Source organism: Microbacterium testaceum (genome assembly GCF_001476285.1).
Taxonomy (GTDB): domain Bacteria; phylum Actinomycetota; class Actinomycetes; order Actinomycetales; family Microbacteriaceae; genus Microbacterium; species Microbacterium testaceum_B.
Genome location: NZ_LDRU01000111.1, coordinates 41,494 through 54,484 on the forward strand (window position 1 = coordinate 41,494; position 12,991 = coordinate 54,484).

Annotated in this window: 14 protein-coding genes; 6 read left to right on the forward strand and 8 right to left on the reverse strand. The window is 70.0% G+C overall.

What is annotated here, in order from left to right:
* Nucleotide 1 precedes the first annotated feature (1 nt).
* The 4 genes from NS283_RS16835 to NS283_RS16850 are packed head-to-tail and all read right to left on the reverse strand — an operon-like array spanning nucleotide 2 to nucleotide 3,941.
* Nucleotides 2-805 carry an ABC transporter ATP-binding protein gene (locus NS283_RS16835; protein ID WP_058598002.1) on the reverse strand — a complete coding sequence of 268 codons (804 nt, stop codon included), beginning with the start codon at nucleotides 803-805 and terminating at the stop codon, nucleotides 2-4.
* Nucleotides 802-1,830: a FecCD family ABC transporter permease gene (locus tag NS283_RS16840; RefSeq protein ID WP_058598003.1), complete on the reverse strand. Its 1,029-nt coding sequence runs from the start codon at nucleotides 1,828-1,830 to the stop codon at nucleotides 802-804. Before NS283_RS16840 ends, NS283_RS16835 begins: the two co-directional genes overlap by 4 nt.
* Nucleotides 1,827-2,879, reverse strand: coding sequence for a FecCD family ABC transporter permease (locus tag NS283_RS16845; RefSeq protein ID WP_081317474.1), 1,053 nt, complete (start codon nucleotides 2,877-2,879; stop codon nucleotides 1,827-1,829). The genes NS283_RS16840 and NS283_RS16845 overlap by 4 nt, the downstream gene beginning before the upstream one ends.
* 6 nt (nucleotides 2,880-2,885) lie before the next feature.
* Nucleotides 2,886-3,941, reverse strand: a complete 1,056-nt coding sequence (locus NS283_RS16850) for an ABC transporter substrate-binding protein (RefSeq protein ID WP_081317475.1) — start codon at nucleotides 3,939-3,941, stop codon at nucleotides 2,886-2,888.
* 83 nt (nucleotides 3,942-4,024) lie between these two features.
* On the opposite strand from NS283_RS16850, the gene NS283_RS16855 reads away from it, so the two are divergent.
* Both NS283_RS16855 and NS283_RS16860 read left to right on the forward strand, forming a co-directional pair.
* On the forward strand, nucleotides 4,025-4,861 hold the full coding sequence (locus NS283_RS16855) for a helix-turn-helix domain-containing protein (RefSeq protein ID WP_058598004.1): 837 nt from the start codon (nucleotides 4,025-4,027) through the stop codon (nucleotides 4,859-4,861).
* 245 nt (nucleotides 4,862-5,106) lie between these two features.
* Entirely contained in the window at nucleotides 5,107-6,435 is a 1,329-nt protein-coding gene (locus NS283_RS16860; RefSeq protein ID WP_373426649.1) for a citrate synthase, read from the forward strand.
* Nucleotides 6,436-6,623: 188 nt separating this feature from the next.
* Here the strand turns inward: NS283_RS16860 and dapD are convergent, their stop codons facing one another.
* Nucleotides 6,624-7,535, reverse strand: a complete 912-nt coding sequence (gene dapD / locus NS283_RS16865; RefSeq protein ID WP_058598005.1) for a 2,3,4,5-tetrahydropyridine-2,6-dicarboxylate N-succinyltransferase — start codon at nucleotides 7,533-7,535, stop codon at nucleotides 6,624-6,626.
* A 44-nt stretch (nucleotides 7,536-7,579) separates the two neighbouring features.
* Between dapD and dapE the strand changes: the two genes are divergently transcribed.
* The 3 genes from dapE to NS283_RS18490 all read left to right on the forward strand — a co-directional run bounded on the left by dapE (nucleotide 7,580) and on the right by NS283_RS18490 (nucleotide 10,143).
* A complete protein-coding gene (dapE, locus tag NS283_RS16870; RefSeq protein WP_058598006.1) occupies nucleotides 7,580-8,656 on the forward strand; it encodes a succinyl-diaminopimelate desuccinylase in 1,077 nt (358 codons plus the stop codon).
* Nucleotides 8,653-9,876, forward strand: a complete 1,224-nt coding sequence (locus tag NS283_RS16875; protein ID WP_058598007.1) for a hypothetical protein — start codon at nucleotides 8,653-8,655, stop codon at nucleotides 9,874-9,876. The genes dapE and NS283_RS16875 overlap by 4 nt, the downstream gene beginning before the upstream one ends.
* Before the next feature lie 93 nt (nucleotides 9,877-9,969).
* On the forward strand, nucleotides 9,970-10,143 hold the full coding sequence (locus NS283_RS18490; RefSeq protein ID WP_013586186.1) for a DUF3117 domain-containing protein: 174 nt from the start codon (nucleotides 9,970-9,972) through the stop codon (nucleotides 10,141-10,143).
* Nucleotides 10,144-10,242: 99 nt separating this feature from the next.
* Here NS283_RS18490 and NS283_RS16880 read toward each other — a convergent pair whose 3' ends face one another.
* Nucleotides 10,243-10,881, reverse strand: coding sequence for an O-methyltransferase (locus tag NS283_RS16880; protein WP_058598008.1), 639 nt, complete (start codon nucleotides 10,879-10,881; stop codon nucleotides 10,243-10,245).
* Between the two features lie 71 nt (nucleotides 10,882-10,952).
* Here NS283_RS16880 and NS283_RS16885 point away from each other — a divergent pair, with 71 nt between their 5' ends.
* Nucleotides 10,953-11,324, forward strand: coding sequence for a twin-arginine translocase TatA/TatE family subunit (locus NS283_RS16885; RefSeq protein WP_058598009.1), 372 nt, complete (start codon nucleotides 10,953-10,955; stop codon nucleotides 11,322-11,324).
* Between the two features lie 27 nt (nucleotides 11,325-11,351).
* Here NS283_RS16885 and NS283_RS16890 read toward each other — a convergent pair whose 3' ends face one another.
* Together NS283_RS16890 and NS283_RS16895 are read right to left on the reverse strand one after the other, a co-directional pair.
* Nucleotides 11,352-12,506, reverse strand: a complete 1,155-nt coding sequence (locus NS283_RS16890; RefSeq protein WP_058598010.1) for an Mrp/NBP35 family ATP-binding protein — start codon at nucleotides 12,504-12,506, stop codon at nucleotides 11,352-11,354.
* Nucleotides 12,503-12,991 (reverse strand): DUF1003 domain-containing protein (locus NS283_RS16895; RefSeq protein ID WP_058598018.1); only part of this gene is annotated, 489 nt, incomplete at its 5' end. The genes NS283_RS16890 and NS283_RS16895, both read right to left, overlap by 4 nt.

The window sequence follows — 12,991 nt, forward strand, 5'->3', positions numbered from 1 at the left end:
CTCACGGCCGGACGGCCCTGTCTCGGCCGAGGGCCGAGACCGCGGGTGTCCCCGAGACCGGGTCGGGGGTCACCACGCAGCGCAGGCCGAAGACGTCCTCGACCATCTCGGCCGTCACGATGTCGGCCGGGGCGCCTTCGGCGACGATCCGCCCGTCTTTCACGGCGATGAGGTGGCTCCCGTATCGCGCCGCCTGGTTCAGGTCATGGAGCACGGCCACGAGCGTGCGCCCCTGCTCGTTCAGGTCGGTCAGCAGCTCCATCAGCTCGATCTGGTGGGCGATGTCGAGGAAGGTCGTGGGTTCGTCGAGCAGGAGGATCGGCGTCTGCTGCGCCAGCGCCATGGCGATCCAGACCCGCTGGCGCTGGCCGCCCGACAGTTCCGCGACGAGACGTCCCGACAGATCCGCCGTGCCGGTGGCATCCAGAGCCTGCCTCACCGCCGCCTCGTCGTCGACGGACCACTGCCGCAGAAACCCCTGGTGGGGGTACCGTCCGCGGGCCACGAGGTCGATGACCGTGATGCCGTCGGGAGCGAGAGACGTCTGCGGAAGCAGGCCCACGGCTCGCGCGAGCTCTTTGGGTTGGTATTCCCCCAGCGGTCGCTCGTCGAGCCGTACCTCGCCCGACACCGGCGTGAGAAGGCGGGCGAGAGCGCGCAGGAGCGTGGACTTTCCGCTCGCGTTGGCGCCCACGATCACCGTGAAGGAGCCGTCGGGGATGGCGACTGACAGCTTCTCCGAGATGATGCGGCGGTCGTAGCCGATGGTCAGATCATGAGCGGCGAGGCGGGCGGGAGCGGTCATGCGCGTCTCCGGGTTTCGTGGATGAGGAGCCAGACGAGGTAGAGGCCGCCGACGACGACGGTGACCAGGCCCACGGGAAGCGGCGTGGGCAGCATGTGCTGAGCGACGATGTCGGATGCCAGGAGCACGACCGCCCCGACGAGCGCCGACGGCACGAGGGCGATGCCCGCTGTCCGGGCCAGCCGCCGTGCGATCTGCGGTGCGGCGAGGGCGACGAAAGCGATGGGTCCGGCGGCCGCGGTGACCACCGCGGTCAGCGCGACGGCGCAGACGACCAGACCGAGCCGGGACCTCTCGACGCGGATGCCGAGCGCCCGCGCCGCGTCGTCGCCGAGCTCGAGGCGCGAGAGGGCACCGCTGAAGACGGCGAGGGCGACGAGGGCGACAGTGATCACCGCGGCGGCGGGGAGGAACTGCCCCCATCCGACCGGCGACAGCGAGCCCGCGCCCCACACGGCGGCGACCATCGCCACTTCGATCTTGGCTCGCAGCACGAGGTAGGTGCTGAGTGCTTGGAGCATCGCCGAGACGCCGATGCCGACGACGATCAGACGGAAGCCCTGGATGCCGCGCCGGTAGGCGAGCACGTACACCAGTGCCGCGGCGGCGAGGCCTCCCGCGATCGCCCCCGCGGAGACGGGACCACTGCCCGCCGCCGCGCCGAAGAGAATGATCGCGCTCAACCCGCCGGCGTAGGAGCCGGCCGACAGCCCGATGACGTCGGGGCTGGCGAGCGGGTTCCTCGTGAGCGACTGGAAGACCGCTCCCGACACGCCCAGAGCGGCGCCGAAGACGAGAGCGGCGAGCACGCGCGGAAGCCGCCACTCGCGGACGACGGTCGCCGTGAAGCCGTGGTCAGCGCCGAGAAGGGCGCCCCCGACCTGAGCAGGGGTGAGGGGCAGGTCGCCGAGACAGAGTGCGAGGACCGCGAGGATCGCCGCGACCACGGCGACGACGACCCCCGTCGTGAGCGTGCGCACGCGGAAGCGCAGCGACACCGGCCCACGGCGGATGACGAGGCTCACAGGCTGCTCGCTCTCGCCCGGCGCACCAGCGCGATGAGCACGGGTGCTCCGACGAAGGCGGTGACGATGCCCACCGGCACTTCGCTCGGCCACAGGATCACCCGACCGATGACATCGGACACGAGGAGCACCGTCGGTGCGATCACCATCGTGTACGGGAGGATCCACCTCTGGTCCGGCCCGACGATCCATCTCGCGACGTGCGGAGCCATGAGGCCGACGAAGGCGATCGGACCGGCGATCGCCGTTGCCGATCCCGCGAGGACGGTGATGGCCGCGATCGAGAGCACACGGGTGCGCACGAGTCTCGTGCCGAGGGAGGAGGCGAGTTCGTCGCCGAGGCCGAGAGAGTTGAGCGACCGCGCGCAGGCGAGGGCCACGACGACACCGCAGCCGACGAAAGGGACGACGGGGAGGATGACGTCCCACCCGCGTTCCACGAACGAACCCGCGTTCCACCCCCGCAGGCGCGCGAAGGTGACCGGGTCGAGGAGCATCATCGCGCTCGTGACGCCCATGAGCACGGCTCCGACGGCGACTCCGGCCAGGGTCAACCGCACGGGATCGGGCCCGCCGCGTCCCGCCCCGCCGATCGCGTAGACGGCGACGGTGACCAGGAGGGCGCCGCCGAACGCCCAGGGGAGGAACTGCACGGCGGTCACCGCGCCCAGGACGACGCCGATCGCGACGAAGAGGGCGGCGCCGGCATCCACTCCCAGGATGCCGGGATCGCCGAGGGGATTCCGGGTGAATGCCTGGATCAGCGCGCCGGCGAGTCCGAGGGCGACCCCGGCGACGACCGCGGCGATCGTGCGGGGGACGCGCAGGTCACGGACGATCTGATCGGTGACCGCTCCGTCGGGGGTGGCCAGGGCATGCCAGATCTCGGCGGGGGAGAGGGCGTTCGAGCCGACCGCGACGCTGAGGCCGGCCGCCACGACGAGGGCGACCACGGCAACGACGAGACCCGCGGCTCGGCGACGAGGGGAGGCGGAGGGGCGGTCGCGCCGCGCAGCAGGGCGCGACGCGACCGCGAGGGGCGAGATCACCGCGGGTCAGCCCTCGACACTCTGCGGGGAGGTGCCGGCGACGGCCTTCTCGAGGCGCGGGACGAGCTTGTCGATGACGTACTTCTGGCTCAACGGCGTGAGGAAGTAGATGGCGCCCGCGAGCTCGGCGTCGGTGTAGACAGCGCGTCCTCCGGTGACCGCCGACAGCGACCGCGTCGTTCCGAAGTCGAGCAGCGCAGGCAGCGAGTCGGCGCTCTCGGTGGCGAAGACGATGACGTCGGCGTCGATGAGCGACATGTTCTCGCCCGAGATGAGCGCCTGCGCGCCCTTCTGCTGAACGTACTTCTCGAGCCCCGGGGTGATCACGAAGCCGAGGTCGGTGAGGAAGTCGGTGTTCAGGCCGTCGGGATACACGTAGATGCTGCCCTCCCAGGGGCCGCCCTGCGAGAACGACGCCGTCTTGCCGGCGAACTCGGGGTGGGCGGCCGCGGCCGCCGCGTACTGCTCTTCGATGCCGGTGATGAGCTTCTCGCCCTCGGCGCTGCGCCCCATCGCCTGAGCGATCTGCCGGGTCTGACCCTTCCAGTCGGAGAAGTAGCGCTCGCTGCCGGGGACGCTCGCGATCGTGGGGGCGATCGCGCTGAGCTTGGTGTAGTCGTCGGCCGTCATGTTCGCGTTCGTGCCGACGATGAGGTCGGGCTCGAGCGAGGCGATCTTCTCGAACTCGAAGCCGTCGGTGGCCGACAGCACGGTGGGCTCGGCACCGTTGAGCAGATCGGTCGCCCACGGCCAGACGGCATAGGGCTGTTCCCCGTACCACTCGGTCGTGGCGATCGGGGGTGTACCGAGTTCGAGCAGGATGTCCTGCTCGGTGAGGCCCACGACGACGACGCGCTGCGGTTCCGCCTCTACCGTGGTCTCGCCGAACTGGTGGGTCACGGTGACGGGGAACGCGTCGCTCGGCTCGGTCGAATAGGTCGCGTTCTCCGCGACAGCCGTGGCGGTGCCGCCACAGCCGGCGAGCAGGGCGGCGGTGACGGCGAGGACGGTGCCGAGCGCGGCGAGACGCGCGGGGCGGGAGCGGTGCAGGGTGACGGACATGGAGGCTCTCGGGTAGACGGGTACGGGCGCCGCTAGGTTAGCCTTGCCTTACTTTGCCCGCCATCGTCGTGAGGAGACACCACGTGCTGATCGAGGACACGGTCATGTCGCTTGGGGAACACGCGGACCACGTGGATGCGGCTCTCTCCGCGCCGCGTGTTCGCCAGTGGACATTCGCCGAGTTCGCGGTCACGTCGACATTCGTCGACGGCGGCAGCGAATTCGCGTTGCACCGTCACGAGGAGGATCAGCTCGCGTGGATGGCATCCGGATCCGTGGAGGTCTCGGTCGGATCCGATCGCTGGCACCTCCGTCACGATCACGCGGCGTGGATCCCCACCGGGGTGCTGCACGAGATGCGCTTCGCCGAACCGGGGGAGCTCGTCAGCGCGTACGTGGATCAACGACACCGACCGAGCCCCTCGGGCTGGGCGCAGGCTCGCGTTCTCGCGCTCGATCCCCTCGGCGGGGCACTCCTGCGTCATCTCTCGGTCGATGGGCGGTCCGCAGCGCGTCGACAAGCCGCCTACGCGCTCCTCAGCGACCTGGTCGCCGAGGCCCCGGTCTCGCGCGAGGTTGTCGCTCTGCCGCGCGACTCCCGTGCGCGCGCGATCGCTGTCGCGCTGCTCGCCGCGCCCGACGACGATCGCGAACTCGCCGCCTGGGCGGCGAGTGAGGGCGTCAGCGCGAAGACCATCGCACGCGCCTTCCTCGCGGACACGGGTTGGACCTTCCGGGAATGGCGTGTGCGGGCGCGTCTGCACGTCGCGGTCGGCCTGCTGCAGGGGGGTGAGCCCGTGCACGCCGTCGCTCCGTCCGTCGGCTACGACTCGGTCAGCAGCTTCATCTCGGCCTTTCGCGCGCGGTTCGGAGTGACCCCCACCGCCTACGTCGGCCGCTCACGGTCCGCCGACCTCTGACCCCCGCGTCGGGACCAGTCGCGCCCCGCGTCGACGCCGGGGAGCATCGTCGCGGGCGATGAGGAGGATCCCTCCATTCGATGGGGGCATCCTTTGGCGTTGTCATCTGTACGTGCCACGGCCTACTAGGCTGTAAAAGCACTGTGCTCGGGCATCCCTCCGAGCGCGTGTCGACCGTGAGGCCGCACTCGTGGCATCCCCCGGTCGAGAAGACCGCGGGTGCCTCCGCCCCCGTGGCCGAACAAATGGGCGACCAGAAATCGCAAGGAGGCGCGGTGAGCGACGCGGGAACGCAGAACGACAAGGCCACCCTCACGGTGGGGGGCACCACCGCCGAATTCCCGGTGCTCCGGGGAACCGACGGCATCCCGAGCATCGACATCGCGTCGCTGACGAAGCAGACCGGCCACACGACGCTCGACTACGGCTTCGTGAACACCGCGTCGACGAAGTCCGACATCACCTACATCGATGGCGACCAGGGCATCCTGCGCTATCGCGGGTACCCGATCGAGCAGCTCGCGAAGAACAGCACCTACCTCGAGGTCGCGTGGCTGCTCATCTACGGCGAACTGCCGTCGGCATCCGAACTCGCCTCGTTCGACGAGCGCATCCGCCGTCACACGCTCCTGCACGAGGACCTCAAGCGATTCTTCTCGTCGCTGCCCCCGACCGCGCACCCCATGTCGGTGCTCTCTGCGGCCACCGCGGCTCTCTCGACCTACTACGAGTCCGAGTCGGACCCGCACAACCCCGAGCACGTCGAGCTGAACACGGTGCGCATGCTCGCCAAGCTTCCCGTGATCGCGGCGTACGCGCACAAGAAGAGCATCGGCCAGGCCTTCCTGTACCCCGACAACTCGCTCGGCTTCGTCGACAACTTCCTCAAGCTCAACTTCGGTGTGCTGAGCGAGATCTACGAGGTCAACCCGGTCATGACCAAGGCCCTCGACCTGCTGCTCATGCTGCACGCCGACCACGAGCAGAACGCCTCGACCTCGACGGTGCGTCTGGTGGGCTCGACCGGTGCCAACCAGTTCGCGTCGATCTCCGCCGGCATCCAGGCCCTGTCCGGCCCGCTGCACGGTGGCGCCAATGAGGCCGTGCTGCAGATGCTCGGTCGCATCCGTGACTCCGGCGAGAGCGTCGAGCGCTTCGTCGAGCGGGTGAAGAACAAAGAAGAGGGCGTCAAGCTCATGGGCTTCGGCCACCGGGTCTACAAGAACTACGACCCGCGCGCCAAGCTCGTGAAAGAAGCGGCCGACGAGGTTCTCGAAGCCCTCGGCGTCAGCGACCCGCTGCTCGACCTCGCGAAGGAGCTCGAGCAGATCGCGCTGCAGGACGACTACTTCAAGGAACGTCGTCTGTACCCGAACGTCGACTTCTACACCGGCGTGATCTACAAGGCGATGGGTTTCCCCACGCGCATGTTCACGGTCCTCTTCGCGATCGGTCGTCTGCCGGGCTGGCTCGCGCAGTGGCGTGAGGCGATCACCGACCCGCAGACCAAGATCGGCCGCCCGCAGCAGCTCTACACGGGGGCTGCCGAGCGCAACTACCCCGGCATCGGCTGATCCCGCTGCCGCAAACGCCCCGTCCCTCTTCGGAGGGGCGGGGCGTTTCGTGTGAGGGCCGGCGTGCGAGGGCCAGCGCGTCAGGGCCGGCGCGGCTAGCGCGCTCATAAACGCGATCCACGCACAGAAACACGGGGAGAACGCGTTTCTGCGCGTGGATCGCGTTTATGAGAGGGGAGTGCCGCGGCTCAGGCGTGCAGCGCCTCGTTCAGCGTCACGCCGACACCCGCTCGCGCCGACGCTTCGACAGCGCCCGTCAGCGAGTTGCGTCGGAACAGGATGCCGTTGCGCCCCGACAGTTCGCCCGCCTTGACGACCTCGTCGCCGACCTTCACCTTCGTGCCGGCCGTGACGTAGAGGCCCGCCTCGACGACGCAGTCGTCGCCGAGCGAGATGCCGATGCCCGCGTTGGCTCCGAGCAGCGTGCGCGCGCCGATCGAGACGCGGTGGGTCCCGCCGCCGGAGAGCGTGCCCATGATCGAGGCTCCGCCGCCGATGTCGGTGCCGTCGCCGATCACCACGCCCTGCGAGACACGTCCTTCGATCATCGAGGATCCGAGGGTGCCGGCGTTGAAGTTCACGAAGCCCTCGTGCATCACTGTCGTACCGGGGGAGAGGTGCGCACCGAGGCGAACACGCGAGGCGTCGGCGATGCGGACGCCGGCGGGCGACACGTAGTCCGTGAGGCGCGGGAACTTGTCGAGACCCTGGATCTGGATGCCGTGCCTCTGGAGCGTGGGACGCAGGCGCGCCGCGTCATCGGGGTGGATCGGGCCGGCGTTGGTCCACGCGACGTTGGGCAGGTGCCCGAAGATGCCGTCGAGGTTGATCTCGTTCGGGCGCACGAGCAGGTGCGACAGCGCGTGGAGGCGCAGATAGGCGTCGACCGTGGACGCCGGGGCCGCATCGGCATCGATGGTCAGCGACACCGTCTCGATACGGACATTGCGGCGCTCATCGGCCCCGGCCTGGGCCTCGAGATCGGTCGAGACCTCGGGCTCGGCGCCCAGGGACGGCTTCGGGAACCACGCGTCGAGCACGGTCCCTCCCTCGGCGATGGTCGAGAGTCCGGCAGCGCTGATACGTCGTTCATTGCTCACGGCTCCAGGCTACCGGCGGCACCGCGCTGGATAGGATCGGGGGCATGCCCTCGCTCGATCTCACGTCGTCCTCGCTCGATCTCACGCGCGCCATCTGCGACATCCCGAGCGTGTCCGGTGACGAGACGACCCTCGCGGATGCCATCGCCGCCGCCCTCGCCGACTACGACCACCTCGAGGTCATCCGCGACGGGGACACGATCGTCGCGCGCACCGATTTCGGCCGCGCGCGTCGGGTGGTGATCGCCGGGCACATCGACACCGTGCCCATCAACCGCAACCTCCCCGTCGAGGACCGCGACGTCGACGGCGAAGCCGTGCTCTGGGGCCGCGGGACCGTCGACATGAAGGCGGGCGTCGCCGTGCAGCTCAAGCTCGCCGCCGAGCTCGTCGCGCCCCCGGTCGACATCACGTGGATGTGGTACGACCACGAGGAGGTCGATTCCTCGCTGAACGGTCTGGGGCGACTCTCGCGCAACCGCCCGGACCTCTTCGTCGGGGACTTCGCGATCCTCGGGGAGCCCAGCAACGGCGAGGTCGAGGGGGGATGCAACGGCACGCTCCGCGCCGTCATTCGAACCGACGGCGTCCGCGCGCACAGCGCTCGGTCGTGGATCGGTGAGAACGCGATCCATAAAGCGGCCCCCATCCTCGCGCGCCTCGCCGAGTACCGGGCTCGCGAGATCGAGGTCGAGGGGCTGCTCTATCGCGAAGGCCTCAACGCCGTGAAGATCTCCGGGGGAGTCGCGGGCAACGTGATCCCCGACGCGTGCGAGGTCGAGGTGAACTACCGCTTCGCCCCGAGTCGCGACGCGGCGGGCGCCGAACGGGTCGTCCGCGACGTGTTCACCGGCTTCGACGTCGAGATCGTCGACGTCGCCGAGGGCGCCCGTCCGGGCTTGGACGCGGCGCTCGCGCAGGAGTTCGTCGCCGCGGTCGGTGCGACACCCCGCCCGAAGTACGGTTGGACCGACGTCGCCCGGTTCTCCGCGCTCGGCATCCCGGCCGTCAACTACGGTCCGGGCGATCCGCACCTCGCGCACCACGACGAGGAGCGCGTTCCCGTGGCGCAGATCGACGCCGTGGAGCACGGCCTGCGAGCGTGGTTGAGCGGGTCGTGACCACCGAGGTCGCGGCATCCGGAACCGTCCGGGGATGGGCTCGTCTGCCCGTGCCGTGGCGTATCGCCCTGATCTACGTCGCGGCGCGCGTCGTCACGACGGTCTTCTTCCTGATCGCGGCGGCGATGTCGGGACCGGCATCGCGCTACGGCGTCGACCCGTCGCTCGGACAGCTCGCCCTGGGGTGGGACGCGCAGTGGTACTGGCTCGCGGCCGTGTCGGGGTATCCGTCCGTGCTGCCCGTCAACGTCGAGGGTGCGGTGTCGGAGAACGCGTGGGCGTTCCTTCCGCTGTACCCGTACCTCTCGGCGGGGCTGGGAGCTCTTCTGGGGTCCTGGGGTGCCGGGGCGGTCACGATCTCGCTCCTCGCCGGTTACGGCGCGAGCCTGGCGCTGCATGCCCTTCTCCGTGACCGTGTGGGCGATGCGGCTGCCACCTGGGCGGTGGTCTTCTTCGCTACCGGTCCCCTGGCCGCGCTGTTCCAGGTCGGGTACGCCGAATCGCTCTTCCTGTTCCTCCTCTTCGTGGCACTCCGCTGCGTGCAGCGACGGCGATGGGGGTGGCTTTACCTCCTCGTCCCCGCCATGGGGTTCACCCGCCCGGGAATCCTCGCCTTCGCGCTGTTCCTCGCGCTCTACGGCATCCATCGTTTCGTCCGGCGACGCAGCGATCCGCTCCCGCGACGCGAGGTCGTGCACATCGTCGCCCTCGGGCTCGTCAGCGTGGCCGTCGGATTCGCGTGGCAGACGATCGCGGCGATGGTCACGGGCGACGCGGGCGCGTATCTCGCGACGGAGCTCGCGTGGCGCCGCAACTGGATCACCGACGCGAGCGGGCATTTCGTCCCGGTCGAGGGGTGGGTGCAGGCCGCCGCGTTCTGGTTCACCCAGTGGGGACTCGGGGCCTGGCTCGGCTACGTCGCGCTGGTGGTGCTCGTCGTGGGTGTCTCTCTCGCGCTGTGGTTCCTCGGTCCGATTCGACGGCTCGGTGTCGAGGTTCGTCTCTGGTCGGCCAGCTATCTCATCTACCTGCTCCTGGTGTTCTTCCCGCAGTCGAGCATCTTCCGGTTGCTCCTGCCGGTGTCGCCCCTGTGGGGAGCGCTCGCGGTGCCTCGCTCCACCGCCTGGCGCGTCGGGGTCCTCGCCCTGGCGTTGCTCGGGCAGTGGTGGTGGATCTACAACATGTACGCCCTGGCCAACACCTACTGGCAGATCCCCTGAGCGGATGCCGTGCCGCCCCGCGTGGCGTCGGACGACGCGCCACGCGCGCTACCGGTAAACTGTCAGGAGACCAACGACGAAAAGGGGGCCGCGATGGCAGCCATGAAGCCGCGAACCGGTGACGGACCGATGGAGGCCGTGAAGGAGGGCCGGCTGATCATCGTGCGCGTGCCGCTCGAGGGTGGCGGGCGACTCGTCGTCTCGGTGAACGATGCCGAGGCGAAGGAACTGCACGACGTGCTCGGTGGTGTCGTCAACGCATCCTGACGGAACTTCACGAGAGAAGGCCGGTCCCTGACGGGGCCGGCCTTCTCTCGTTGGGTGACTGTCGCGGTGCAGCGGGTGAACCGCGGGGTCATGCCCCGCTCAGGACGTCGGCGAGACGGTCGTCAGCTGCAAGAGGCCCTCGCCCGTGGTGGACAGGGCTCCGAAGACGGCGGGTGACGCCTGGACCTCCTGGATGAGGGAGCGGTACGCCGTCGTCACCGCGTCGCGGCGAACGGGATCGGCGACGGCGCCGCCCGCGAGGACGCGCGGAATGAGCACCGTGCCGCCCGCGCGCACGAGGCGCAGGCCGTGCTCGACGTACTCGATGACGCCGTCAGGGTCGGCGTCGATGAAGACGATGTCGTACGACGCTTCATTCATGCGGGGGAGGACTTCGGCCGCACGACCCGTGATGAAGCGTGCTCGAGCCGCAGGAATCCGCGCATCGGCGAACGCCGCGCGCGCGGCTCCGAGATGCTCCGGCTCGCTGTCGATGGTGGTCAGTGTGGCGCGCGGAGAACCGTGCAAGAGCCAGAGTCCCGAGACGCCCCCGCCCGTGCCGACTTCGACGACGTTCAGCGCGCGCGTCGCGGCCGCGAGAAGCGCCGTCTGCGCGCCGACCGCGGGGCTGATCGGGGCGGCACCCAGCTCGAGCGCGTGCGCGCGAGCCCGGGCGATGTGCTCCGGCTCCACCGTCGATTCCTGCACGAACCGTTCGTTCGCCTCGTAACCACTCACCTGGACCTCCGTGCCCAGGCTAGAGGGCGGGGTCGTGCCGGAGGCCGAGGCGCGGCGGGTAATCTGAACTCATGTTCTTCGGGCTCACCATCGAGAAGCTCATGCTGATCGGTGTGGTCGCCGCACTCGTCATCGGCCCCGAGCGCCTCCCCAAGTACGCCGAAGCCCTCGCGAAGCTCACCCGTCGCGCGAAAGAGACGCTGCAGGGAGCGAAATCGCGCATGCGCGAAGAGATGGGCCCGGAGTTCGACGAGGTCGACTGGCGCAAGCTCGACCCGCGTCAGTATGACCCGCGTCGCATCGTCCGCGAAGCTCTCCTCGACGACACCCCGACGGCGACGATGCGCGCCGCCGGTGCCGCCGCCGTCGCCACGCGTGTCACACCGGAGAAGCCGCCCTTCGTACCGGGGTCGGTTCCCCCGTTCGACGACGAGTCCACCTGAGACCCGCCGCCCGTCAGCGGGTGGCCGTCACGCCGACGGGGTGACGCGGAGCGCTCGACCGGCGAGCCCGCGCGGGTTCACCGCGAGAGCCGCGGCCGCCGCGTCGATGGCACGTGATGCGGGATCATCGGGTGCGCCGAGCACCACGGGGTGGCCGTCGTCTCCGCCTCCGCGCAGTGCCGGGCTCAACGGGACGGATGCCAGGAGGGGCACGTCGTCGTCGACGGTCGACAGGGCGCGAGCCACGGCATCGCCGCCGCCGGAGCCGAACAGGTCGAGCGAGCTGCCGTCCGGGAGCGTCATCGCGGCCATGTTCTCGATCACGCCGATCACTCGCTGTCCCGTCTGACGGGCGACCGTTCCGGAACGGACCGCGACGTCGGCCGCGGCCGCCTGCGGGGTCGTCACGACGAGGACGTCGGCGTGGGGGAGCAGCTGGCCCACGGAGATCGCCACGTCGCCCGTTCCGGGCGGCATGTCGAGCAGCAGCACATCGAGGTCCCCGAAGAACACGTCGGTGAGGAACTGCTGCACGGTGCGGTGCAGCATCGGACCCCGCCACGCGACGGCGCCCGCGGCATCCTCTCCCGGACGACGGAGGAACATGCCGATCGAGATCACCTTCACCCCGTAGGCCACCGGCGGCAGGATCAGCTCGTCGATCCGCGTCGGGGCGGGCGGGAGGCCGTCGGCATCGATCAGGCCGAGCAGCCCGGGGATCGAGAAGCCGTGCACGTCGGCGTCGATCAAGCCGACGCGGAGGCCTCGGGCCGCGAGAGCGACCGCGAGGTTGGCCGTCAACGTCGACTTGCCGACACCGCCCTTGCCGCTGGTGACGGCGATGACGCGCGTGAGCGAGTCCGGGCCGAAGGGCATCTCACGCTTCGCCCGCCCGCCGCGCAGTTTCTCGGTGAGGGCTCTGCGCTCGTCGGGTGACATCACCCCGACCCGCACGTCGACCGCATCGATCCCGGCGACCGAGGCCGCGGCATCCCGGACGTCGCGTTCGATGCGGTCGGCGGCGGGGCACCCGACGATCGTCAGGGCGATTCCGACGTCGGCCCGGGAGCCATGGACGTCGATCTCGCGCACCATGTCGAGCTCGCCGAGGGGTCGACGGAGCTCGGGGTCGGTCACCGCGGCGACGGCCGCGCGGACACGTTCGGCGAGTTCGACCGTCACGGCGCGGGCCGTGACTGCTCGTCGTGGTCGTCGAGTCGTTGGAGTGCGGCGCGCAGCTCGGCACGCAGCGTGTCCTTCGTGATGACCTCGTCCGTCAGGTCGCGGACGGCCATGCGCAGGGCGACGATCTCGCGTGCGAGGTACTCGGTATCGGCGAGGTTGCGCTCGGCGCGCTGACGGTCTTGCTCGATCTGCACGCGGTCGCGATCGTCCTGGCGGTTCTGCGCGAGCAGGATCAGGGGGGCCGCGTACGACGCTTGCAGAGAGAGCACGAGGGTCAGCGCCGTGAAGCCGATCGCGGCGGAGTCGAAGCGCCAGTCATCGGGGGCGATGGAGTTCCATCCCATCCACAGCACGCAGAAAAGCGTCAGCGACAGGAGGAAGGTCGGCGTGCCCATTGCTCGCGCGACCCACTCGGTGAAACGGCCGAAGCGATCGCGAGACGGCTGCGGGGTCCGCGGGGCGAGAACGCGGCCGCGGCCGCG